The sequence below is a fragment of the Okeania sp. genome (genome assembly GCF_983059655.1).
In genome coordinates this window covers 18,705-43,550 of sequence record NZ_CEZPJD010000001.1, presented here as the reverse complement: position 1 = coordinate 43,550, position 24,846 = coordinate 18,705, and the positions used below count along the sequence as shown (strand labels likewise).

General features: G+C 36.8%; 16 protein-coding genes. 12 read left to right on the top strand and 4 right to left on the bottom strand.

Features of this window, described 5'->3' with window-relative positions; genetic code table 11:
• Positions 1-187: 187 nt before the first annotated feature.
• From AC3DU7_RS00180 to AC3DU7_RS00160, 5 genes are all read left to right on the top strand, one after another.
• Positions 188-1,537, top strand: a complete 1,350-nt coding sequence (locus tag AC3DU7_RS00180; protein ID WP_488037352.1) for a hybrid sensor histidine kinase/response regulator — start codon at positions 188-190, stop codon at positions 1,535-1,537.
• Positions 1,538-1,844: 307 nt separating this feature from the next.
• Positions 1,845-7,265, top strand: a complete 5,421-nt coding sequence (locus AC3DU7_RS00175) for a trifunctional serine/threonine-protein kinase/ATP-binding protein/sensor histidine kinase (RefSeq protein ID WP_488037351.1) — start codon at positions 1,845-1,847, stop codon at positions 7,263-7,265.
• 97 nt (positions 7,266-7,362) lie between these two features.
• Entirely contained in the window at positions 7,363-7,467 is a 105-nt protein-coding gene (locus AC3DU7_RS00170) for a helix-turn-helix domain-containing protein (protein WP_488037350.1), read from the top strand.
• Positions 7,468-7,606: 139 nt separating this feature from the next.
• A complete protein-coding gene (locus AC3DU7_RS00165; RefSeq protein WP_488037381.1) occupies positions 7,607-8,095 on the top strand; it encodes an RNA-guided endonuclease InsQ/TnpB family protein in 489 nt (162 codons plus the stop codon).
• A complete protein-coding gene (locus AC3DU7_RS00160) occupies positions 8,049-8,462 on the top strand; it encodes a zinc ribbon domain-containing protein (protein WP_488037349.1) in 414 nt (137 codons plus the stop codon). The genes AC3DU7_RS00165 and AC3DU7_RS00160 overlap by 47 nt, the downstream gene beginning before the upstream one ends.
• Positions 8,463-8,646: 184 nt before the next feature.
• Here the strand turns inward: AC3DU7_RS00160 and petN are convergent, their stop codons facing one another.
• A complete protein-coding gene (gene petN, locus AC3DU7_RS00155) occupies positions 8,647-8,736 on the bottom strand; it encodes a cytochrome b6-f complex subunit PetN (protein ID WP_124144543.1) in 90 nt (29 codons plus the stop codon).
• A 1,213-nt stretch (positions 8,737-9,949) separates the two neighbouring features.
• Here petN and AC3DU7_RS00150 point away from each other — a divergent pair.
• Positions 9,950-10,438: a hypothetical protein gene (locus tag AC3DU7_RS00150; RefSeq protein ID WP_488037348.1), complete on the top strand. Its 489-nt coding sequence runs from the start codon at positions 9,950-9,952 to the stop codon at positions 10,436-10,438.
• 213 nt (positions 10,439-10,651) lie between these two features.
• On the opposite strand, the gene AC3DU7_RS00145 is transcribed toward AC3DU7_RS00150, so the two are convergent.
• On the bottom strand, positions 10,652-11,086 hold the full coding sequence (locus AC3DU7_RS00145; protein WP_202225626.1) for a ferritin-like domain-containing protein: 435 nt from the start codon (positions 11,084-11,086) through the stop codon (positions 10,652-10,654).
• 233 nt (positions 11,087-11,319) lie between these two features.
• Positions 11,320-11,688 (bottom strand): hypothetical protein, encoded by a 369-nt coding sequence (locus AC3DU7_RS00140; protein ID WP_488037347.1) that lies wholly within the window; start codon positions 11,686-11,688, stop codon positions 11,320-11,322.
• Positions 11,689-12,551: 863 nt separating this feature from the next.
• Between AC3DU7_RS00140 and AC3DU7_RS00135 the strand changes: the two genes are divergently transcribed.
• The 5 genes from AC3DU7_RS00135 (at position 12,552) to AC3DU7_RS00115 (ending at position 17,643) form a co-directional block, all read left to right on the top strand.
• Positions 12,552-13,472, top strand: a complete 921-nt coding sequence (locus tag AC3DU7_RS00135) for a DUF4382 domain-containing protein (RefSeq protein ID WP_488037346.1) — start codon at positions 12,552-12,554, stop codon at positions 13,470-13,472.
• A gap of 275 nt (positions 13,473-13,747) precedes the next feature.
• The gene (locus tag AC3DU7_RS00130; RefSeq protein ID WP_488037345.1) at positions 13,748-14,254 is read left to right on the top strand and encodes a carboxypeptidase-like regulatory domain-containing protein; all 507 of its coding nucleotides are present in this window, start codon (positions 13,748-13,750) and stop codon (positions 14,252-14,254) included.
• Between the two features lie 259 nt (positions 14,255-14,513).
• Complete coding sequence (cbiM, locus tag AC3DU7_RS00125; protein ID WP_488037344.1) at positions 14,514-15,158, top strand: cobalt transporter CbiM; 645 nt, start codon at positions 14,514-14,516, stop codon at positions 15,156-15,158.
• A 938-nt stretch (positions 15,159-16,096) separates the two neighbouring features.
• Positions 16,097-16,897 (top strand): cobalt ECF transporter T component CbiQ, encoded by an 801-nt coding sequence (gene cbiQ / locus AC3DU7_RS00120; RefSeq protein ID WP_488037343.1) that lies wholly within the window; start codon positions 16,097-16,099, stop codon positions 16,895-16,897.
• Positions 16,898-16,908: 11 nt separating this feature from the next.
• Complete coding sequence (locus AC3DU7_RS00115) at positions 16,909-17,643, top strand: energy-coupling factor ABC transporter ATP-binding protein (RefSeq protein ID WP_488037342.1); 735 nt, start codon at positions 16,909-16,911, stop codon at positions 17,641-17,643.
• Between the two features lie 191 nt (positions 17,644-17,834).
• Here the strand turns inward: AC3DU7_RS00115 and AC3DU7_RS00110 are convergent, their stop codons facing one another.
• Positions 17,835-18,893 carry an ion transporter gene (locus AC3DU7_RS00110; protein ID WP_488037341.1) on the bottom strand — a complete coding sequence of 353 codons (1,059 nt, stop codon included), beginning with the start codon at positions 18,891-18,893 and terminating at the stop codon, positions 17,835-17,837.
• 2,507 nt (positions 18,894-21,400) lie between these two features.
• Here AC3DU7_RS00110 and AC3DU7_RS00105 point away from each other — a divergent pair.
• Positions 21,401-24,846: glycerophosphodiester phosphodiesterase family protein (locus AC3DU7_RS00105; RefSeq protein ID WP_488037340.1), on the top strand; the 3,446-nt coding region annotated here is incomplete at its 3' end.

The window sequence follows — 24,846 nt, the reverse complement described above, 5'->3', positions numbered from 1 at the left end:
GAATTACCTCTCCTTTAAAAGAAGAGGATTGACTCAAAGGAAAATTTTTCTTTTTATCCTCTTATAAAGAGTAGGCTTTCAACCAAAATCTTTCGGTAAGAGAACTAAAAGTTCCTCACAAAATTATTTTCCGTACTTTTTCCTAAAAATATCTTCCCTGTTGCCTGTTGCCTATTCCCTATTAGTTATGATTGAAAATAACGGTCGAATTATTGTTGTTGACGATACCCCCGCTAATCTACATTTATTATCCAATCTTTTGGAGGAACGCGACTATGAAGTTAGAGCTTTTCCCAGTGCTAAATTAGCACTAATGGGAATGAAAAATTTCCTTCCGGAGTTGATTTTATTGGATATTATGATGCCGCAAATGAATGGTTATGAAATGTGCGAGTGTCTCAATAAAGATGAAAAATGGCGAGATATTCCCGTGATTTTTATTAGTGCATTGAACGAAATATTTGACAAAGTTAAAGCATTTAGTGTAGGGGGAGTAGATTATATTACCAAACCCGTACAAGCTGAAGAAGTTTTAGCTCGCGTTGAAACTCATTTACAACTTTTTCGCTTGCGAGAAATGCTCCAAAAAACTAACTTTATTCAGTCTGAAAAATTAGCCCAACAAAATCAACAACTCAAGACACTCAATCAAGAACTGGAAAAGGCCAATCAAGAACTTAAAGAGAAATATTTACAACTTGAAGAGGCACAACTACAACTCGTACAAAATGAAAAAATGGTAACCTTAGGCAATCTCGTGACTGGAATTGCCCACGAAATCAACAATCCCCTTGGGTTTATCGGTGGCAATGTCAGGGTAGCACAAAAATATCTGCAAAATTTATTGGCAGGATTTTCTCTCTATCGCAAACATTCCCACCTTGACGATCGAATCGTCGCAGAAATTGAAGACCTCGACCTAGAATTTGTTGTTGAAGACTTCCCAAAACTGATTGCGTCAATGCAAAGGGGATACGATCTCATTCACAATATTAGTACATCTCTACGAACATTTGCTCGTAAGGATACCAATCAGAAAAACGAATTTAATTTGCACGATGGGATAGATAGCACCTTATTAATCTTAAAATATCGTCTCAAAGCTAATGAAAACCGTCCAGCTATCGAGGTTATTAAAAATTACGGTAATATGCCACCAGTCAAATGCTATGCGGGGCAACTCAATCAAGTATTTATGAATATTTTAGCGAATGCGATTGACGCTTTAGATGAAAGTAATGCTGGAAAAACTTTTCAAGAAATAGAAAAAGAACCAAATAGAATTACTATTAGAACGGAATTAAGCGACGATAAACAGAAGGGGATAGTGCGAATTGCTGACAACGGAATGGGAATGCCAGAAGAGGTAAAAGCGAAAATATTCCAGCAAGGGTTTACTACAAAAGAAGTAGGAAAAGGAACAGGTTTAGGCATGGCGATCGCTCATCAAATAGTCACAGAAAAACACGGTGGTGAGATTAGTTGTGATTCAATAGTTGGGCAAGGTACAATTTTTACAATTATAATTTCCAGGTAAAATCTTGCATTTTTTTTCCAGCAAAACCAGAAAGTACGCATTCCGGTTGCACTAGATTCTTCAAACAGACAACTGTAAATACAGGGCAAACGCATCTTATTTTGAAGTTCTGACAGGGTAAGGATGTCAGACTTATAAATATTTATACTCATTACTATTCTAAAGCTTAACGGCAGAAGCTTCCAGAATTTAGATGCGTTTGCCCTGACTGTAAATATATCTAAATAGTTGGACTTTCGGCCAAAAAATAAGTAAACTAAATTGTAAGATCATCAAAATTAGATTCAACGACTGACAAACCAAGTCAATGATTAAGACAAACACAATTAAAATAGCAAATTATCAAGCCCTTAAACTCATTCATGACAGTAGTCGCACCGAAGTCTATCGCGGTTATAACGTGGAGAATGGACAACCAGTTATTATCAAATTGATGCGCAATCAATATCCATCTTTCAGAGAATTGGTGCAGTTTAGAAATCAATATGCAATTAGCAAAAATCTAGAGATAGAAGGCATCATCAAAACCTATACCCTTCAACGCTACGAAAACCGCTACGCCATAATTATGCAAGATATGGGGGGTATATCCTTAGCCGAATATGAAGGAAAATCTTCCTTTTCTATGCCCCAATTTCTAGATATTGCCATCCAACTATCAGAAATTCTACACCAGCTCCACAAGAACTCAATTATTCATAAAGATATTAAACCAGCAAATATACTAATTCACCCAGAAACCAAACAAGTAAAATTAATCGATTTTAGTATTTCAAGCCTCTTACCGAAAGAAACTCAAACCGTTCAAACCCCTAATGTCTTAGAAGGAACCCTAGCTTATTTGTCTCCAGAGCAAACAGGACGGATGAATCGAGGAATTGACTATCGCAGTGATTTTTATGCACTGGGAGTCACCTTTTATGAATTACTGATAGGAGATGTACCCTTTAGCAGCAATGATGCCTTAGAACTGATTCATGCTCATATTGCCGTTTCTCCCGATCCTCTGAATAACTGGGTAGTATTGGGTGGAGATTTATGTCCGCCAATTCTCTCGAATATTGTTCTCAAGCTGATGGCGAAAAATGCAGAATACCGCTACCAGAGTGCTTTGGGATTAAAATATGACTTAGAGAAATGCAGAAAGCAATGGGAGGAAACTGGAAAAATAGAGTTTTTTGAGTTAGGAGAGCGAGATATTTGCGATCGCTTTATTATTCCCGATAAATTATATGGACGAGAAACCGAAGTCAAGGAATTACTGGATAGCTTCGAGCGAGTGGCAGAGGGAAATAGGGAAATGATGCTAGTGGTGGGTTTTTCTGGGATTGGAAAAACAGCAGTGGTTAATGAAGTACATAAACCCATTGTCCGACAACGGGGCTATTTTATTAAAGGTAAGTTTGACCAATTTAATCGTAATATTCCCTTCAGTGCGGTTGTGCAAGCATTCCGTAGTTTGATGGGGCAATTGTTGAGTGAAAGCGATAGTGAGTTGCAACAGTGGAAAGCCAAAATCCTAGAAGCGGTTGGTGAAAGTGGTCAGGTGTTGATAGAAGTGATTCCGGAACTTGAACAGATTATTGGTCAACAACCAGACGTACCAGAATTGTCAGGTAGTGCAGCTCAGAATCGCTTTAACTTACTGTTTCAAAAGTTCATTGCCGTTTTTACGACAAAAGAGCATCCGCTGGTGATGTTCCTAGACGATTTACAGTGGGCTGATTCTGCTTCCCTGAATTTGCTGAAACTGCTGATGGGGGAGTCAGAAACGGGTTATTTACTTGTGTTGGGTGCTTACCGAGATAACGAAGTGTTCCCAGCCCATCCGTTGATGCTGACATTAGAGGATATCAGAAAACACCAAGCACAAATCCAGACATTGACCTTAAAACCTCTAGCCACAGAGCATATTCACTACCTGGTTGCTGATACCTTACTCTGTTCGATAGAACTGGCTGCACCGCTAGCGGAACTCGTCTATCAGAAGACTCAGGGGAACCCTTTTTTCGCCACTCAGTTTTTGCAGGGACTCTACCAAGACGGTTGCATTAGCTTTGAGGCGACGGCTCGATATTGGCAATGTAATTTTGCACAGGTACGGCAGTTGGCGCTGACTGATGATGTGGTGGAGTTTATGGTGGGGCGGTTGCAGAAGTTACCGGAGGCGACTCAGGAGGTGTTGAAGTTGGCGGCTTGTATTGGTAATCAGTTTGATTTAGCTACGTTAGCGATTGTTAGTGAAACTAATCAAGAATATCTGGCGGATGATTTGTGGCGAGTGCTACAAGAGGGTTTGGTGATTCCTGAAAATGAAACTTATAAGTTCTTTCAGGGAGACAATTACAACACAGAAAACATCGAAAATATCTCTGTAAGCTATCGTTTTCTGCACGATCGAGTGCAACAAGCTGGTTATTTGCTGATTCCACCGGAGCAAAAACAAGCCACACACCTCAAAATCGGCAGACTGTTGTTAAACAAGACATCAGCCACAGAATTAGATGAAACTCTGTTTGAAATCGTTAATCAGTTTAATGTTGGCCAGTCATTAGTGACTGATTTATCAGAGAAAATCCAACTGGTTGAACTCAATTTGAAGGCTGCACAGAAAGCGCGGGTAGCCACAGCCTACGTTGCCACCTATCAGTATGCGACGACAGGGATTGACTTACTCACGTCTCCTCAACTAGAGCAATTAGCCTGGCAAGCTCACTATGACCTGGCTTTACCGCTGCATGAACTTGCAGCAGAAACCGCTTATCTTAGCGGGGATATGGCCGAAATGGAGCAATGGGCAGAGATTGTTTTACAGCAAGTCAATAGTGCCGTAGACAAAATGGGTGTTTATTCCACCAAAATCCAGGCTTATATGGCACAAGCCAAAAAGATAGAAGCTCTAAATATTGGGTTTGAGGCTTTAGAGTTGCTTGGTGTAAGCTTTCCAGAATCACCAACTCCGGCTGATATTGAACAAACGTTAGCGCAAACTGCCAGCAATCTACAAGGCAAGAAAATAGAAGATATCATTCACCTACCAGTGATGACCGATGGTGAAAAATTAGCGATCGCCAAGATGTTGCTGAGTCTGGGTTCACCCTCCTTTCAGGCAGCTCGCAGCTTTTTCCCCTTGGTTATCTGTGCATTGGTCAATTTATCACTCGAATATGGCAATTCACCCTTTTCTGGTTATGGTTACGCTTGCTACAGTGTTTTGTTAGAAGCCATTTTCCAAGATTCTGAGTCGGCGTATAAATTTGGTCAATTAGCCTTAAATATATCGCAAAAGTTCAATGCTTTAGATATGAAGTCTTCTGTGTGTATGCCAGTAGGAGCATCGACAATTCATATTAAAGCTCATGTGAAAGAAACGCTGCCTATTTTGCAGGAGGGATATCAAAGTGGACTAGAGGGTGGCAGCTTTGAATTTATGGGTTATGCTGCCGTCCATAAATGTCAATATTCGTATATATCGGGACAAGAACTCAGTAGCCTTGAATCCGAGATGGCAGCGATCAGCGAGACCCTATCTCGCTTCAAACAAAACAATGCTTTAGCGTGGAACCAAACTTTTCATCAGGCAGTTATCAATTTACTCTACCCCTCAGAAAATCTCTGCAATCTAGAAGGTGCAGCTTATAGTGAAAAAAGTTCTTTACCTCAGCTTCAAGGGGATAATCATAGAAGTGAAATTTATTATGTTTATCTCAATAAGCTGATTCTCAGCTATCTCTTCGGGGACTATCTGCAAGCCCAAGAAAATGCTCTAAAAGCCGAACAGTATTTAGATGCGGTAGAAGGATTTTTAATAACCTTTATTTCTAATTTCTATGACTCTTTAGCGCATTTGGCGGTTTGTTCTTCTATAGCAGACTCGCAGCTAGACCCTATTCTGAATCGGGTTACAAGTAATCAAGAAAAGATGAAGCAATGGGCAACCAATGCCCCTATGAATTACCAACATAAGTGGGATTTAGTAGAAGCAGAGAGATGCCGCGTTCTAGGAAAGTCTTACGAAGCATTCGACCTTTACGACCGAGCCATAGCAGGAGCTAAAGAAAACGAATACATCCAAGAAGAAGCCTTGGCCAATGAACTTGCTGCCAAGTTCTACCTTGAATGGGGCAAAGAAAAATTTGCCGCACTTTATTTACAAGAAGCTTACTATTGCTATGCTCAATGGGGCGCAAAAGCTAAAAACAACGATCTTGAGCAAGGCTATCCCGAATTGTTGAAACCTCTCCTGCAACAAAATATCCAGTCCTTATCTTCAAATATAAGCATTTCTCAAATCACCAGTAATTCTCATCATCAAACTGCAACTGTTGCCAATATTTCTTCGATTCTTGACTTTTCTTCTCTCTTAAAAGCCTCTCAAACCTTATCGGGAGAAATTGAACTAGATCGCCTGCTCTCCACTATTATCAAGATTATTTTGGAAAATGCCGGAGCCACAAAAAGTGCATTATTATTAAGCAGTGAAACCGGATTGACAATAGAAGCGATCGCCACTCGTACTGAAGATAGCAGTCAATTAACCATAGATTCATTAAATCAATCCATTCCCCTGGAAGAAAATATTGACTTACCTGTAGGATTGATTAACTATGTCCGACGCACCACAGAAACTGTACTTTTAGATGGTAAAGCTGCCCAACAACAGTTTGCTGCCGATAACTATTTACTAAGTTTTCATCCTCAAAGTTTACTATCTATACCTTTACTAGAGCGAGGGAAATTAATCGGCATTCTCTATTTGGAAAATAGTTTAACTGCTGATGCGTTTACCAGCGAGCGCGTAGAAATTCTTGATACTCTCTGCGCTCAAGCAGCAATTTCTCTGGAAAATGCCAGACTGTATCAACAAGCACAACAAGCTCTCAAGGATTTACAAGAGGCTCAACTGCAATTAGTCCAGAATGAAAAAATGGTAACACTGGGTAATTTGGTGGCAGGAGTTGCCCACGAAATTAATAATCCTGTTGGGTTTATTGGCGGGAATATTCACGCAGCTCTTGAGCATTTGCAAGATTTACTCAATGGTTTGTCTCTGTATCAAAAATATGCCTCTATCCCCAATGAAATTATTGAAGAGATTGAAGAGCTAGATTTAGATTTTGTAGCGACAGATTTTCCCAAACTGATGGCATCAATGCAAGAAGGAGTCGAGCGTATTGCGGATATCAGTACATCTTTACGCACCTTTTCCCGCACGGATACCACTAGCAAAATTGAGTTTAATCTGCACGATGGGATAGACAGTACTTTATTAATCTTAAAATACCGCCTCAAAGCTACCGAAAACCGTCCAGCTATTGAGATTATTAAAAATTATGGCGATATTCCCCTAGTGAAATGCTATGTGGGGCAACTAAATCAGGTATTTATGAATTTGTTTGCCAATGCGATTGATGCTTTAGATGAAGGCAATACCGGAAAAACCTTTCAGGAAATAGAAAAGGAACCAAATCGAATTACTCTTGAAACAGAGTTAGATAATGATCGACAGAGTGTAATTATTAGAATTTCAGATAATGGTACAGGAATGCCAGAAGAGGTAAAAGCGAAAATCTTCCAACAAGGATTTACCACCAAAGAAGTGGGCAAAGGAACAGGTTTGGGCATGGCGATCGCTCATCAAATAGTAACAGAGAAACATGGAGGAAAGATTAGTTGTGATTCAAGAGTTGGGCAAGGTACAATTTTTACAATTATTATTCCCAGATAAAATATTGCCTTCCTTTAGAGAGCATTGACTTAATCAACGAATAACGATACAATACGTATTTAAGCATACTATTTAGACTGGCTGCCAATACGCATACATGAAATCCATTAAAACAAAGCTCAAACTTAATAATAAACAGAAAACGCTATGCGCTCAACACGCGGGCTACTCTCGATGGTGCTATGTGCGACTCGTTGGCTAGTAAAGACTGCCAAAAAGCAGATGTAACAAGCCTTCTAGGTCATACATGAAAAGGCAGGCATTACTATAATTCTTTTAGTTATCCTCAACTATCAAATGCAAATCTTGCCAAAAATGCTAAGGGTCGTTTTTGTCTAAATCTGCCAAAGATAGGTTTAGTCCCTTTTGTATACAATCGCCCAATACCAGAAGGATTCAAGGTTAAGACAGGAACAGTAATTCGTGAAGTTGATGGATACTATATCAGCTTAACTATAGAAGATAAGACTGTACCTGTAGAGGTCGTAGAAATTCAACCCACCTTAGAAAACTCCAAAGGTATCGATCTAGGATTGTTGCACTATGCTGTTACATCTGATGGAGAATTTATAGAAGTTCCTAAATTTTTCAGGCTCTGTGAGCATCGCTTGTCTAAACTACAGGTGAGATTGGCTAAAAAACAGAAACATTCAAAATCTTGGAAAATTCTCAAAGGTAAAATAGCAAAACTGCACCAACTTATAGCTAGACAACGACTGGACTGGCAATTCAAACTGGCTTACCATCTGTTTTCAGATATTAGTGTGATTTTCGCGCGAAGATTTGCAGCTGTCAAATTTACTTCGACGTTGCAAAGCGAAATTAGGTGACAATGGTCAGTTCTTACCAAACGGCCAATCTGCAAAGTCAGGGCTGAATAAGTCTTTACAAGATGCAGCTTTTGGTCAATTCATCCAAGTTTTAGAGTATGTGGCTTGGAAACTGGGTAAACGAGTTATCAAAGTAGACCCAAAAGGTACGTCTCAATATTGTTGGGAGTGCTTGAGAAAAGTTTCTAAAAGCTTATCTGAGCGCTGGCATTCTTGTAGTAATTGTGGTCAAGAATTAGACCGTGATTATAACTCAGCACTCCTAATACAAAAAATAGGATTGCTATCAACACAGAAGGAGGGCATCACTTCTGTTAAAACTGCGGTCAGGGCTTCCCTGACTGAAGAATCCCGCGCTCTCCCGTAGGGGAGCGTCGGGAGTATGTCAAGTTTTAGTCTTTAAATAAAATAATTATTGCTTAAACAATCTGATTTTCCAAGGTTGATGGGGAGAGGCAACAAACCCACCCCATCTCTGGTATTGCTCAGAAAAGCTATTTAGTGCGATCGCATCAAAAAAAATTAGGTTTATAAAAACTGATGCTTAGTTTCTAGAAACCGTTACGACCCCAAACTACCATTGAAATAGAGAAGCCGAACACAACTAAAAGTGAAACCCAGCCTAATGATAAAATATCCATAACCGCATTTAGAAAAAGGTAAACATTTACTGCTTCATAAACCTGATACAAAGCGTCACATAAAGTGACAATTTGATAGCGTAGCTCCTCTGCTAGGAGGCTGTTTACTTCCTGCTTCTACTGAGACCGTCGGCGGTTACTCATCCACAGGCATTGACGGTCAAGCCAACCGCATCTCTACACTCTATACTTACATTTAAGTCTTTGTCAATTAACATAACTAAAAAAGTCCTCAAACCCTTACTAAACCCTTCCTAGTAGGGAACGGGATTTCTTCTGAGGTCTATGTCTATATAGATAGACTGCCAGAAATGTTTCAGCTGCGATTAGTGCAGAAGATACAAAGCGTCACCATCGTTACTACTTGCCTGTGATAACTAGCGTATTATATTGCGCTCCGTATCGCAAATTGTTAACTAAGTCGAAACTCTATACCTATATTTAAGTCTTTGTCAATCAACATAACTAAAAAAGTCTTCAAACCCTGACTGTGTCGTTCCTAGTAGGGAGCGGGATTTCTGGAGAGGTACTATGTCTATAGAAGCCATTTGGTATCTATTAGACATCTCCAGAAAAGAGGCAGTAGGCAGCTTTACTGTAGGCAGTAGGCAGTAGGGAACCCACCCCTAACCCCGACCGTGGAGGGGAAATAATTGATAATTTATGTGTGATAATTGATTTTATTTTTGATTTTTACGCCTATGTCTATTTAAGAAGTTACAAGTTCAATACCCACCTGGGCTTTATGATTCTGGCAGTCATTTTTCATGATTTTTTGGTCTCTTGAACCCTTATAGTTGTTAGGCTCCTGAAAATGGCTTTCCTAAAGCTTTTCTATTTCAATAAAAGATACGCTTAGGGGTTCTATAATAGTATAGACTGCCAGAAATGTTTCAGCCGCGATTAGTGCAGAAGATACAAAGCGTCTACCCTGGTTACTACTTGCCTGTGAGAACTAGGGTATTATATCGCGCTCCGTATCGCAAATTGTTAACTAAGTCGAAACTCCAAATCTTATCATATTTGATTTAGGGTATTTTGACTATCAAAAGTATCAAACAAAATAATAATATTAAGTTTATCGCAATTTGTGTATAAATTTAAATATTTTAAGCCGTCTTCAAAACAAGATAAGATTAAGTGAGACAAAAAAACTGACGGCTGATAGCTGTTTGCGCAACATTCCGTAGGAAATGCTAATCACTATATATATATGGTCAAATACTCATCAAATTTTACCTTCCCAGAAAGAATAGAATCTCTCAAAGCAGGAACTATAGCTGGTATCTCTCTATTTTTAACCTCTGGGGCGATCGCCTTCGGTAACAGCCTATTTATGGCCCAAAAGTTTGAGTTATTAGCAGATTTAGAAATAACTGCTCTAGGTTGGAATGTTTTGTTTCAGGGCGCGATCGCTTTTATTAGTGGATTTCTGTTTGGCGTGACTTATCGTTATATTATCCGTCAGGATAGCAACCCCCATCTAAAATCTGGAGCAGTTGTGGCCTTTGGCAGTGTCAGAGGTTTGGGAGAAATTGATGTGGGATTAAGTTATGGGGATACGTTTCTTGATTTATGGCCTTTAACGGTCTTGGGAATAGAAAGTGTAGTGGCTTTTGCTGTGGCTGGCCTTGTTTTGGATTGGAGTATTAATCAAAAGTGGATTAAATCTTTTCCTTCTCTACCTAATGAAGATGAATAAATATTTAGCAGTCAAAAAGAGGAGAATTTTTGGTAAATGATCGAAAAATTTTTCTCAAAATAGTTGATATTTTTTCTTTGGTGTTGGATAAAAATGAAGCAATCCGATTGCTCTTTCTCTAATCCTAAATAATATGTAATTTATGGGCAGATATTCACATTTTTTAGACGGATTGCTACGATCAATTTAGATATTTACTCTAAGTTAAATTAATCAACTATAATCACGCAACATTTTTTTGATTTCCATATTATGTAACTCTTCTTGACCAATCATGGTGCGAGCATATTCTTCTAAATAGATACTTGCGTTTTCTACAGTTCCCAAGAAGCTTTTATATAGTTCTAAAGCTTTAGCTTCATGGTTAAGACTTTCTCTTAAAAGATCGGGTACTGAATGTTGATTTGTTTCTTCAATTGGAGCTACTCTTAATGTGGGATGACCTTCTAAGCCTGTTAATATCTCTCCTGCTTGTTGAGCATGAAGTAAGGATTCATTTGCTTGGGCTTGAAAAAATTGTACAATTGGTATGCGATTAGGTCCTGTCACCATTAGGGAGTAGTGAGTATAGCGCACGACACCTGCTAGTTCAAATTCCATAATAGAGTTTAATAACTCTACTGCTTTTTCTGTATTAAGTTCTATCATTTTAGCGTCTCAAGTCTTAGTTTTTTCAGCTTAATTGTCACTTCTGAATTATATACATTTAATCTATAAAATAGATTATTTTAACTTTTATTTAAGGATGAAAGATATTAATTTTATCTATAGATAATTTCAATACAAAAGTTTTTTAACCCCTACTACTAAGTTATTACTAATTAAATAGGTAATATATTAGTAGGGGTAAATAGTACAATTAAAAAAAAACTTTTTTAAAATTAATTGTTTTCTGGTTGTGGGGTAGGTTTTGCAACAGTTATATCATTCTTCACAAAGTCTAATTGTTGAGGACTGATGACTTGTTTGACCGCCAGTTCATTAATATCTTTGTAAGGACGATTTTCCTTGATTTTTTCTGGTAGATCGGGTACGTTTAACTTGATTGCTAATTTTTTTAAGTCTGAGTCTGAAGCATCATTTATGTCTATTTTGCCCATGTTTTCAGGAGCAGTAGATACTGGTGAATTTAAACTATTAGGACTAGGGTTAGGATCTACATTTGGAGTAGTTGTATTTGCACAGGAGCTCATAGCAATTAAGCTAGCAATGATTCCAGATAAGGATAGAAAACGAAAGTGATTCATCATATTAGTTAAGTAAGTTTTTGGGTTAATGCTAAGACAGTTAAATATTGTAATGGCTCTCAAAAATATTGACAATTTTTTACATATTAGTTTTTTTTATTTTATCTTTATTAAAGTCATAATTCTATCATCTTATTTCTGATAGTAATAGTTATTAACTCAAAATTTAAAAGCAATTTTAAATCTTTAAAAGATAAATAATGACAGAGGTGGCTAAAAGTGAATAATGAATGGGTGCGCTATTTAAAAGTCAAACCTACATTCCGCACGACAAAACGTAGTATAAAAAATTAGGAGTCAGAATCGGTGAATTTCCTAGGTCATGCTCCGCAAACAGAATTTAGGAGAAAATAATAACGCACAAATTGAGTATTTATGCTTAAAAGTTTACTGAGAATTTAACTTTTGAGAAGTAATTTATAAAGTATAAATATTTACCAATAATAGAAATTGTATACTACTTTTAATATTACAAATTGAATGCGGAATGTGGGTCAAAAGTCAAAAGTTAGAAAAAAAAATCATAGTGGTCAATAGGAGTCAACTATTTAGTAAGTATTTATGCTGAATATTTGAATAAGAATTTGACTCTTGATTGAAGTAAATGAAGATAATTTATATAGTATAAATACTTAGGCAAGCTACGGATTTTATACTAATTTTTCATGTTACAAGCGGAATGTGGGATCGGGGATTACTTCTGACTTGCACGTAGCGCTATAATGCCCTCCCCAGGGATTGTTAATTTTTGTAAAAAAGTTTTTACTAAATAACAGAGATGTGTAATAAAAAGAAGGCCAAAAAAGTAAGCAATATAGATTTTGAGAGAAATGGTCACTCATGTCCATAATTTCCTGTAAATCAAAATGCCATGGCTAAAATTTTCTTACTTTCAACATCCTAGCTGTACAACTGTAAAAGTAATGAAGATGAGAAAACAGCTATTAATATGGTCAACATTGGCCTTTGTTATCCCTAGTGTTCTACTGAGTAGTTGTCAAACCCAAACAACTGAAACTGAAACTGAGACCGAGCAAACTCAAACAACTGATAATACTCCAGGCACTCTCCAACTTCGTGCCAATGGAGAAGACTTTGTCAGGGAAGGTTTCGTTACTAAAGATGGTTGGAAAGTGACATTTGACCAACTCTATGCGAATTTAGTCGAAGTCACTGCTTACCAAACAGACCCACCCTATAATGCTGAAACGGGAGGAAAACCAGAGGCAAAAGAAAAAGTCATTCTTGCTCAAACTCAAACAGTAGACTTGGCAGAGGGGGATGAAACTGCGGAAGCTATTTTGGTAAGCGAGGTATCTGCACCTCCAGGTCGCTACAATGCCCTCTCTTGGAAAATGCTCAAAGCAGCTTCTGGCCCAGCTCAAGGTTACTCTTTATTAATGAATGGTACAGCAACTAAAGATGGTCAGACTATACCTTTCACCCTAAAAGTTGACCAGGAGCTAGAATTTACCTGTGGAGATTTTATTGGAGATGAGCGCAAAGGTATTCTCCAGGGTGGAGATACTGCAGAATTGGAAGCAACATTCCATTTTGATCATCTTTTTGGTGATGGTGGTGTGGCCTCAGATGACGAAATTAATACAGGAGCATTAGGTTTTGTACCTCTAGCAGCGATCGCTGAAGGAGGAAAAGTTGAAGCAGATATGGGTACATTGAAAAGCAAACTTTCCCCTGCTGACTACCAAAAATTAATGGCAATTTTACCCAGTTTGGGTCATGTAGGTGAAGGCCATTGCCATGAATCGGAATTAAATCAAAATTAAGAAGTCAAAGATAATTTTTATCTGGTAATTTATTGGACTTTTAGCTTTGTCAGAAGTCTATTGAAAAAGGTAGAAGGCAGAAGGGAAAATTGCATCGAGATTCAAATCTCAAAAAATTTTAAGCTCCCTCATTAACAGTGGGGGGTTTTATACCCCACAGAAAAGATAAATCAAATTGGGTAATTTTAGTAATTAGGGAATTTCTATAAAATAAATCTCATTTCATTGTAAATAATGGCAAAATTGCTAAGGCCAAAGTTATACAGAGGTAAGATATGAAATGGCAATTTGTTATTCCTTTAATATTTTTATCTTCAGTAAATTTACAGGGAAAAGCCATAGCTCATGGAGTGAAAATTCAACATCAAATTACTCAGGCAATTGAGATTAATGCTACTTACGATACTGGTACTCCTTTACCTAATGCTTCGGTCACAGTTTATGCTCCTATCGATCCAAGTAAAATTTGGTTAAAAGGTACAACTGATGAGCAAGGAAATTTTATTTTTTCCCCCGATCCTTCTCAGTCTGGAACTTGGGAAGTCAAGGTGCGTCAAGCTGGTCATGGTGGGCTGGTTAGTATTCCTTTTCAAGTAGAAAAATATAACAATTATCATAATCATAATGTTAGTAATGATAATCAGTATTTAGCCCATACTTCTAACGATTATAACCCTCTACAAAAAGGATTAATGATCGGTTGTACTATGTGGGGTTTTGTGGGAACTGCTTTATTTTTTTGGCGATTTAAAACTCAAGATAGACCACAAGAAGAACATTAGAATAATGTGGTAATCTTCTTTCAATATTGTAAGTATTTCCTGTGGAATGCTGTGCAAACTGCTTTTGACAATAAAAACTTACTAAAGTTAGCTTGTTACCTTTTTCTTTCGGTGCAAAATTCTACGCAAACGTAATTCTGAATTATCCTTCTAGGATAATAAATTAATAGCTGATAGCTGACTGCTGTTTGCGTAGCATTCCGGAGGAAATGCTTACTCAATATTTCACCTTTGTCGGGATAATTTTAACTCTTCAATAATGCACATTTCAGAAGGCATTTTGCCTGCGCAACTCTGTATTAGTGGCTATGGGCTTACTTCTTTAATTACCTGGTATTCTCTACGCCAAATTAATCGTTTACCAAATCCTCAAGCTAGCATTCCTAAAGCTTCTTTATTAACAGCAGCTTTTTTTGTGGCTTCTAGTATTCATATTCCTGTTCCACCAGCTAGCGTTCATTTAGTATTAAATGGTTTGTTAGGAACTGTGTTGGGTTATTATGCTTTTCCATCTATACTAGTTGGTCTCTTTTTTCAAGCAATAATGTTTGGGCATGGTGGTTTAACTACTTTAGGAATTAATGCTTTAATTATGGGAATACCTGCCCTTTTGGCTTATCAAATATTTCAGCTACGTCATGTTTTAGGAAATGGAATTAAGGAAAATTTATCTATGAGTATTTTTGGATTTATTGCTGGAGCTAGTGCTATTGGAGTTTCTAGTTTAATATTTTTTACGATAATTATTACAAATGTACCTTCTGGGTTTGACAGCTCTTTAGAGCAGAGAGTAATTTATGGATTAATGATTTCTCATATTCCTTTGATGGGAATAGAAGGTATTTTGACTGCAATGATTATCAGTTTTTTGCGTCGAGTTATGCCAGAGCTTTTACCTTCTTAGAACTGTTGTCATAAATCTATAATAAAGTTATGGAGTAGGGGAATAGGGAAGATTAAATATTGAAGTAATTGGGGTTTGCTGAATAGAGTATGTATTAATGGTAGGGGTAGGAGTAAGGAGTCAGAAGTCAGGAATTAGGGGAATTATAGAGGAGGTAGTCGGAGAAATTGTCCCAAGATTATTCTGCCATAATCATCCCAAAAAACTAGCTTTATGCAGCTCTTTTCACTAAAAAAATGACACTTTTTTAGACAAAAAAATGCTACAACCAATATCAGTTAATGCTTTGATATTTAATCAGCAATTCCTAATTATAGAATTATCAATATATATTATATAACCGGATTCTATATAAAACCCTTATCAAGGAATATTGTGATGAAAAATAGGGAGAAAATTGCATAGGTTATCCTTCAGATCAATTTTGACTAACCAAATATTTATTCAAAATTTTCACTACAAATTTTTCCTTTTTTCACCCCTAGTGACTACTAGAAACAACCGTGGGTATTTGCAGCAAACATTGATCGTGTTTGGTATAACTGAGGAAAACTTTTAACTTTTAAAAAATCACCAATAATTAATATTTAAAGCCTCTTATTCAAAATATAAATAAATAACAATTATGCTAATCATCTCCTTAAAACGGATAGGAGAGAATTAATATAGAAGTTTCCGAAGCTATGAGATACAGTTATTTTTATTCTTTTCTGTTCCCTGTTCCCAGCTCCGGTGTTCCCTCAAACCTAAAATTTTGTACCTCATAACAACGGAAAACGCTGTAAATTGATTGTGGAAAATTTACTACCTAATATTTACTATAGTAATATACATCTCCAAAAATCAAAAATAAAATCAATTCTTATCCATAAATTATCAATTATTCTTCCCTGTTCCCTGTTCCCTGTTCCCTGTTCCCTCTTTTCTGGAGATGTCTAATGAAGTTCGCCCTAGATGAATATGCCAATTTAAACTCTCCAATACATCAGTGGGATGTGAGATATAAATTTATTGCGTTAATGGCATTAATGTTTGCTTTTGCTACTGTTAATACTTGGTATTTAATTCCATTAATGCTTTTAGTAACTATGATGCTTTATGGAGTTTCCAAATTACCTTTATCATTTTTAGTTAGTCGATTACGTTATCCAGGATTTTTTTTATTAGGAGTAATCGTATTATTACCTTTTTTATCTGGTCAAACAATTATTTGGCAATACGGATTTTTGACAATTCGTCAAGAAGGATGCCTGGCAGTTATATTAATTGTTAGTCGTTTTTTTGCCATTATGACTACTTGTTTAATTTTATTCGGCACAAGTTCGTTTTTAACAACAATCAAAGGAATGAGACAGTTAGGAATTTCCCCCATTCTTACCGATATACTGTTGTTATCTTATCGTTATGTTTTTGAAATATCTAATCAACTTAGTCTGATGCTGAAAGCTACTAGATTAAGAGGTTTTCAAGCCAGCAAAATTAGTTGGAGAAATTTATCAGTTTATGCTGCTCTTGCAGGTAGTCTTTTAGTGCGAAGTTATCAACAAGCAGAACGAGTTTATCAGGCAATGTTGTTGCGCGGTTATGGCAATGTGTTACATAATAAAAATAATAGAATAGATTCTAGTTCTAGAAATAATCTTAAATCTAGTTATGACTCAATATATCTATTCTTATCTCTGATAATTGCTGCTAGTTTTGTTATGGCAGAAATATATTTTTTTACTGTTAATAATTAGTCATAGATCAAATGCAAGACGATTACCCACCAGCTGGAGTCTATGTTAAGGATTTATTATTTGAATATCCACAAAATGAACCTATTTTACGGAGTATTTCATTAACAATTAAGCCTGGAGAAAGAGTCGCTTTGTTAGGACCTACAGGTACAGGAAAAAGCACTTTTATGGAAACTTTGGTAGGCTTAAAAAAACCTGTATCTGGTGAAATCTGGATTCAAGGAATTCTCCTAGAAGAAAAAACTTTATCTCAAGTACGTCGTCAAATAGGTTTTTGTTTCCAGAATCCTGATGACCAACTGTTTATGCCTACAATTTTAGAGGATATAACTTTTGGTCCGCTTAATTATGGTTTATCTCCAGAAAATGCTACAGAAACTGCTCATAACTTGTTAGTAAAATTTGGTTTAGAAAAGTATGCAGATCGATCTGTTTATGAACTTTCAGGAGGTCAAAAAAAATTGGCTGCTTTAGCCGCTGTTTTAGCATTAAAACCAGAAATTTTAATATTAGATGAACCCACTAATGGTCTAGATCCTTTATGGCGAAAAAATTTAGCTAAAATTATCTTAAAATTACCAGTTAAAATTATATTAATTGCTTCCCATGATTTAAACTGGGTTGCTAAAATAACTCAACGTGCTTTGATTTTGCAATCTGGTCAAATTCAAGTAGATACTTCTACTCAAAATATTATTCAAGATAGTTCAACTCTTGAATACTACGGTTTACCCATTGATTATTAAGAAGGTCTTATATAATTAATAATTAATAATTAATAATTAGGATTTGCGCTCAAAAGTCTTTTAGTAGGGTTAGGAGAAAGGAGAAATGGGAACGAGCGAGGAGGAATGAAAACTGCTATAAAAGAAAGAGGGCATATTTTGGTTTATTTCCTACTCCCCTACTCCTCTACTCCCCATCTCTTTCCTAACTTTTAACGATGAAATTTGTGTATTGTTTCCTGATAAAGAACCATGGCAAAATCTTTAATAATTTCCTCATTTTGAAAATAATTTCCGTATTTTTTCTTTGCTGTCTCTATGCAAAGTTTCATAATCTCAGATGATTCCTCAATATAGTCAGTGATCGCCTGTTTTTGCTCTTGTTTTGTATGATGATGTCTAAAGTCTGGGTGTATATGATGTCTGACATCTGAGTGTAAGGGGAATGTAGTTTCTGCAGTTATTTTAATATCTTTTCCTACTGGATGAACTATTTTTTTCCCCCTTCTTTTTTGAACTTCTTCAGCAAAACCAGACGCAATTATACCTGCTGGTAGACCAAAAATTCCTATACCTAAAAATGCTACAGCAGCACTTAATAATTTGCCTACATTAGTCGTAGGATAAACATCTCCATAACCCACAGTTGTTAAAGTTACTACTCCCCACCACATAGTTTCTAAAATACTAGAAAATTTTTCTGGTTGTGCTTCATGTTCTGCAAAAAACATGAGACTTGAAACAAAGACCAACACAAAAATTACTACCAGTAATGTAGCTATTAATTCCTCTTTTTTGAGAACTATAACTTTAATAATAGTCCGCAGTGACTCAGAATATCTACTAATTTTGAATAAGCGAAATAAACGCAGTAATAACGTAAATTTTATAAATTCTAAACCGGGAAATAATACTTGCAAATAAAACGGCAAAATAGCTATAAGATCTATTACAGATAAGGGGGTAATTATATATTTTAGTCTACCACTAATGGGATGACGATATTTAGGATTAATTGTACATACCCATATTCTGAGAAAATATTCTAAAGTAAACAATCCTGTTATCATTATTTCGACTAATTTTAAATCTTGAGAATAAACATCTGAAAAGCTGGGAGAAGTTTCTAAAATAAACGCACCGACACTAATACTTGTTAGAATAGTAATCAGCAAATCATCTAGCAAACTTAAAAGATTTTTATGGTCTGAATATTCAAAAATATAGTAAATTTGCTCTTTCAAAGATTTACGTTTTTTCTCTATTTTCATAGCAATTCATTTAAGTAGACGACACAATTCTTTTGAGTTAGGGAGTAGGAAGTAGGCAGTAGGCAGTAGGAGAATATTTTGGCCACTGTAGTCTATCTATTTGAAAACCGCTATAAGAAGGGAATATGGAATAGTGGTACTACCTAGTATCGGCGAACCACGTTAGCTCCTTTGTAAGAGGTTATAAAGTACCAGTGCATCAAGAGAACAAGCAGGGAATAAGAAAATTATGATAGATATAGCAGTACGTTCTTTGGGGTTTGACAATAAATTTGAGTGAAAAGGGAGTAGGGAGTGGGGAATAGGAAATAGATGAAATTTATGTAGTGCTATAAATTCTGTAGCGCTGTGAGTTAAGCATAGGGGTTTAGAGATTTTCTTTAGTACGGATTTTTTTTGGTGCTGCGTAAAAAAAAAAATAGGGTTTATAATAATCTAATTTTATTCTAGCAATAAATATTTCCATATTCCTATACAAAAATGTATTTACTAATAATTTCAAATATAGCGTTTTTATCTGGGATATGGAGACTAAGTTCTATGAAAAAGGTATGTAGGGATTGAAGAAGGCAGAAGGCAGAAGGGAAAATTACTTATGGATTCTTACCCCAAACAATTTTGAACACTGTGTAGACAGTGAGGTATTAAACCCATAAGAGAAATGATAATAAAGGAAGGAAAACAGCATTAAATAGTAGCAAACACAAGGATATAAGGTACTCAAACAGTATTCTTTTTTTCTTATAAAAAACCTCAATCTAGATTTATATATCAAAAAAAAATACTATATTAGATTGAAAATTGTTTCTTTTAATACTTACTCATTGATGGCAATAAGTTAAAATATAAAGGTATGCTTTTCCTGACAATTGCTAAGAACCGAAGTGGTCATTTCAGTTATCAGTTAGCCTCCTAACGGAGGAGCTTTGCTAACAGTACCTCTGCAATAAAGAGTCTTGACATAAGGAATATGCTATTTTCTCTTGGTCTATTTAGAGATGGCGAGATTTTAGACCACAATTTTTCAGTAAAAGTTAAGTTATCTCTATGTTTTTCAAGATAGAAAAAATCAGACTGATAGATGAGGTGAAAATTTCTATAGTCAGACATTAAAAAATTTCTCTAAGTAGGTAGTAGGTTGATATAAATTAACCTAAAATAATAATTTTTATTGATTTACAAAAAACCAATATTTATCAAGTTAGCCATTTTTCAGATCACCAAAATTATTTAGTATTTCCATGAAGATTAGCAAAAAAATTTTGATGTTAAGCGACTAACTTAATTTTTATAACTGTAAGCATTTCCTGCGGAATGCTGCGCAAACAGCTATTAGCTGTCAGCTAGCCTCCTAGGTCGGAACTGCGGACTTCAGCAACAAGATTCTCTCATATAGGACAGTGTTTAAATTAACAACTGACTTTGAGAGCAAAGGAAGCAACTTTTGTAGTATAGCAGAAGAAAGAAGGAAGAAGAAAGAAGGAAGAAGGAAAAGTCTTACGTTGTCTGAGTTTTAAACTTTTGAACTGTCAAACACCTTTCCTTCGACTGCTATAAGACAATTAATCAAGCTTTATATCCTAAACTAAAAGTAATAGCTGACTGCTGAATGCTTACTTATAACTTAAGTTTAGTAGTAGTACAAAAAAATCTTTATACAACTACCTCTGTAAACACTTAGATAGAGAAGTTAATATCGTATTCAAAAGAAAAGGTGCGGACAGATTAAAAGCTTAAAACTCAGACAACGAAATTTTTCCTTCTTTATTCTTCTATACACAATTAATTTTTCTGAAGTACCTATACTAAACTTTTTCAAGACTGAGGCATAACCACCACATATAGTTAGGGTTTGCGCTCATAAAGTCTTTTTGTTAGGGTAGGGAGTAGGCAGTAGTTAAGAGTTAGGATTTAGAGGAGTTGTAGAAGAGGTAGTTATTCATCATTGCCCCTGAGTTTTTCTCTCATCATTACCCCAAAATTATCACTTTTTTCCCTTCATCAATCGAAAAGCTGCTACTTTTTCAGTACCTAAAATACTTCAAACCAATATCAGTCAATGCTTTGATATTTAATCAGCAAGCCCTAGTTAACGGCCGTTAATCTCCTAAAAATGGTGTATAATTAACCCTTTTGTTTAAGTCCTGTTTTCTTTTTGTAGCTTAAAAAATATAGATAAAGTATTTCCTATTTTCTGTAACTTAACTATTTCTTTAACCGAAAAAAATCTTTTCTTAACCTCCTGGAAATATTGATTTAATGTTCACCCAATAAAATGTGCTGGGAATTAGTAAAAATTTCCAATTGATTTATAGATCGAAGCTTAAAAAGTCAAATAGACATTTTAGCTTGTTCAAAAATTTGGATTTAGATTGATTCCTAAAAATCAACTACAAGGCATATTATTTGAACTTTATTTTTATGCCTTAGATGAAACTTTTTTTTTACCAAGTTTCCAAATAGAAAATCAATCTAAAACATCAATTTTAAGGTGAGAGGAGAATCAAATGGCAGAATTAAAAGGCTTTGCTGTATTACCAGCAGATACATTTGCAGACGGTCCCCCATCAGGAAACTTCATTAATACAAATAATCGAGAAACACCATTTGATAGTCAACCAGTCCAAGGTTTTAGTGGCGTTCAATTTGCTCCCGGTAGCGAAGATGGCAGCAGTTATTGGTTTCTCTCTGACAATGGTTTCGGTTCTCAAGGAAATAGTGCAGATTATTTACTCAGACTATATCAAGTTGACCCCGACTTTGCTGGAGCAGAAGATGGCGATGCTAGCGTTGACGTTCAAGCATTTGTCCAACTTGCCGATCCTGATAATCTTATACCCTTTGATATTGTTAATGAAGATACAAGCGATCGCCTCTTAACCGGAGCAGACTTTGATATAGAGTCTTTTGTTATCGATAATAATGGAGATATTTGGATTGGAGAGGAATTTGGGCCTTATATCTTACACTTCGATAGTACTGGAACTTTACTAGAAGCTCCTATCGCTACACCCAACCCAGAATTCCAGTTCGATACCCTCAACGGTCAAGTTCCTCTGGTTATAGGACACCGGGGTGCAAGTGGCGAACGTCCAGAACATACCCTAGAAGCTTACGAACTAGCGATCGCTCAAGGTGCAGAATTTATCGAACCAGACCTCGTACCCACCAGTGACGGTGTATTAATAGCTCGCCATGAAAATGCCCTAGCAACAGTTGAACTTGACGATGATGGTAACATTGTTCTTGATGCTAATGGCAACCCAATTGTTGAGTCAGAAACAACAAACGTTGCTGACTTGCCTCAATTTGCCGACCGCCTCACTGTTAAAGAAATTGATGGCGACCTCATTGGTGGTTGGTTTTCTGAAGACTTTACCTGGGAAGAAATTCGTGATAACTTGTTAGCTCGCGAACGCATTCCCGGCACTCGTCCAGACAACACAGCATTTAACGACCAATTCCAAATTCCCAGACTCGAACAAATTATTGACTTAGTTAACGAAGTCGAAGCGGAGACTGGAGAAGAAATTGGTATATATCCAGAAACCAAACATCCTACCTTTTTTGCCGAAGAAGGAACTTTACTTGATGGCACTACCCCCATCGATATCAATACTTCTCAAATCTTAGCTGAGACTCTAGTTGCCGAAAACTTCACAGATCCTGACCGTATTTTTATTCAGTCCTTTGAATTTGCCAACTTAATCGAACTACAAGAATTACTTGACAATGCAGTTGTGGGTGATATTCCCTTAGTTCAACTGTACGGCAATACCACTGCTGGAGCTAACCCCAATAGCAGTTTCTCCTTTCCCTACGATATCCGCTTTAATGTAGCTGAAGGTAACGACTTAACAGCTATCTACGGTCAAGAATTCTTAGATGCACTAGATGAACCTCTCTCTGAAGATACAGTTTATGCAGACCTTGACAGTCCAGAGCTTTTAGAAGTTCTTGGTGACTTATACGCGGAAGGTGCAGGACCTTGGAAAAATAACATTCTGTTGCGTGACTCCATCGATCCTCCAGTTGATGGTAATGAAGATGGCGTAGCAGAAATCAGGTCTCAGTTGACAGGAGAAATTACTTCCTTTATTGAAGATGCTCACGATGCAGGTTTACAGGTTCACCCCTACACCTTACGCAACGAAGAAAATTTCCTAACACTCAACCCTGATGGCACTCCTCAAACTCCTGAAGATGAGTTCCGGCAATTAATACAAATAGGTGCAGATGGTTTCTTCACTGATTTCCCAGGAACAGGTCGAATTGTAGTTGACCAAATAACATCTGATGAAGTTCGCTCTCCCCAAAACCCAGATATTCAGTTTGACTCTCTGAGTGGGGAAGCGCCTTTAGTCATTGGACACCGGGGTGCCAGTGGTGAACGTCCAGAACATACCCTAGAAGCTTACGAACTAGCGATCGCTCAAGGTGCAGAATTTATCGAACCAGACCTCGTACCCACCAGTGACGGTGTATTAATAGCTCGCCATGAAAATGCCCTAGCAACAGTTGAACTTGACGATGATGGTAACATTGTTCTTGATGCTAATGGCAACCCAATTGTTGAGTCAGAAACAACAAACGTTGCTGACTTGCCTCAATTTGCCGACCGCCTCACTGTTAAAGAAATTGATGGCGACCTCATTGGTGGTTGGTTTTCTGAAGACTTTACCTGGGAAGAAATTCGTGATAACTTGTTAGCTCGCGAACGCATTCCCGGCACTCGTCCAGACAACACAGCATTTAACGACCAATTCCAAATTCCCAGACTCGAACAAATTATTGACTTAGTTAACGAAGTCGAAGCTGAGACTGGAGAAGAAATTGGTATATATCCAGAAACCAAACATCCTACCTTTTTCGACAAAGAAGGAACTTTCCTGGATGGCACTACCCCCATCGATATCAATACTTCTCAAATCTTAGCTGATACTCTAGTTGCCGAAGACTTCACTGACCCTGACCGCATCTTTATCCAGTCATTTGAAATTGAAAACCTGCTGGAATTGCAAAATGAAATCTTACCAGCAGCAGAAATAGACATTCCCTTAGTACAACTTACGGGTGATTTTGAGGGAACATTTGTTGATGATGGTGCGTTTTCTGTTCCCTACGACGTTGTCTACAACTTCACTCCTGGTAACGCCAACGCTGAACCAGATACCTACGATAACTTCCCAATTGAATTTGACATTGAAACTAACTACGGAGACTTAGCAAATGCTGAAGTTATTAGTTTCATTGGAGAAACTTATGCCGAAGGTTTAGGACCGTGGAAAAATAGCTTCTTGTTACGAGAAAATATAGATCCACCAGTTGATGGGGACGGTGATGGTAACGCACAAATTAGGACTCAATTAACTGGGGAAGTATTACCTCTGATAGACTGGGCACACGATGCAGGAATACAGGTTCACCCATACACCTTACGCAACGAAGAAAACTTCCTAACTCTTAATCCTGATGGTACTCCTCAAACTCCTGAAGATGAGGTCCGACAGTTAATTGATTTAGGTGTAGATGGTTTCTTTACTGACTTCCCTGAAACTGGTCGTATCGTAGTCGATCAAGAAACTGAACTACCTAACTTACCTCGTACTCGTGGTTATGAGGGGATGGCGTTCAGTCCCGATCGCGAAACTTTCTATCCTTTATTAGAGGGTGCAGTTGCAGGCGATCCAGAAAATGCTCTGCGGATATATGAATTCGATCCTGCCTCTAGCTCTTTTGAAGGTCTAGTCGGTTTCTACCCCACAGATGTTGCTGGTCATGCCATTGGTGATTTTACTCCCATCAATGAAACTGAATTTTTAGTTATTGAAAGGGATGGAGGTCAAGGAGATACAGCTCAATTCAAGAAAATCTTTAAAATTGATATTTCTGAAGTTGATGATGAAGGTTTTGTTGCGAAAGAAGAAGTTGTAGACTTACTAGATATTGACGA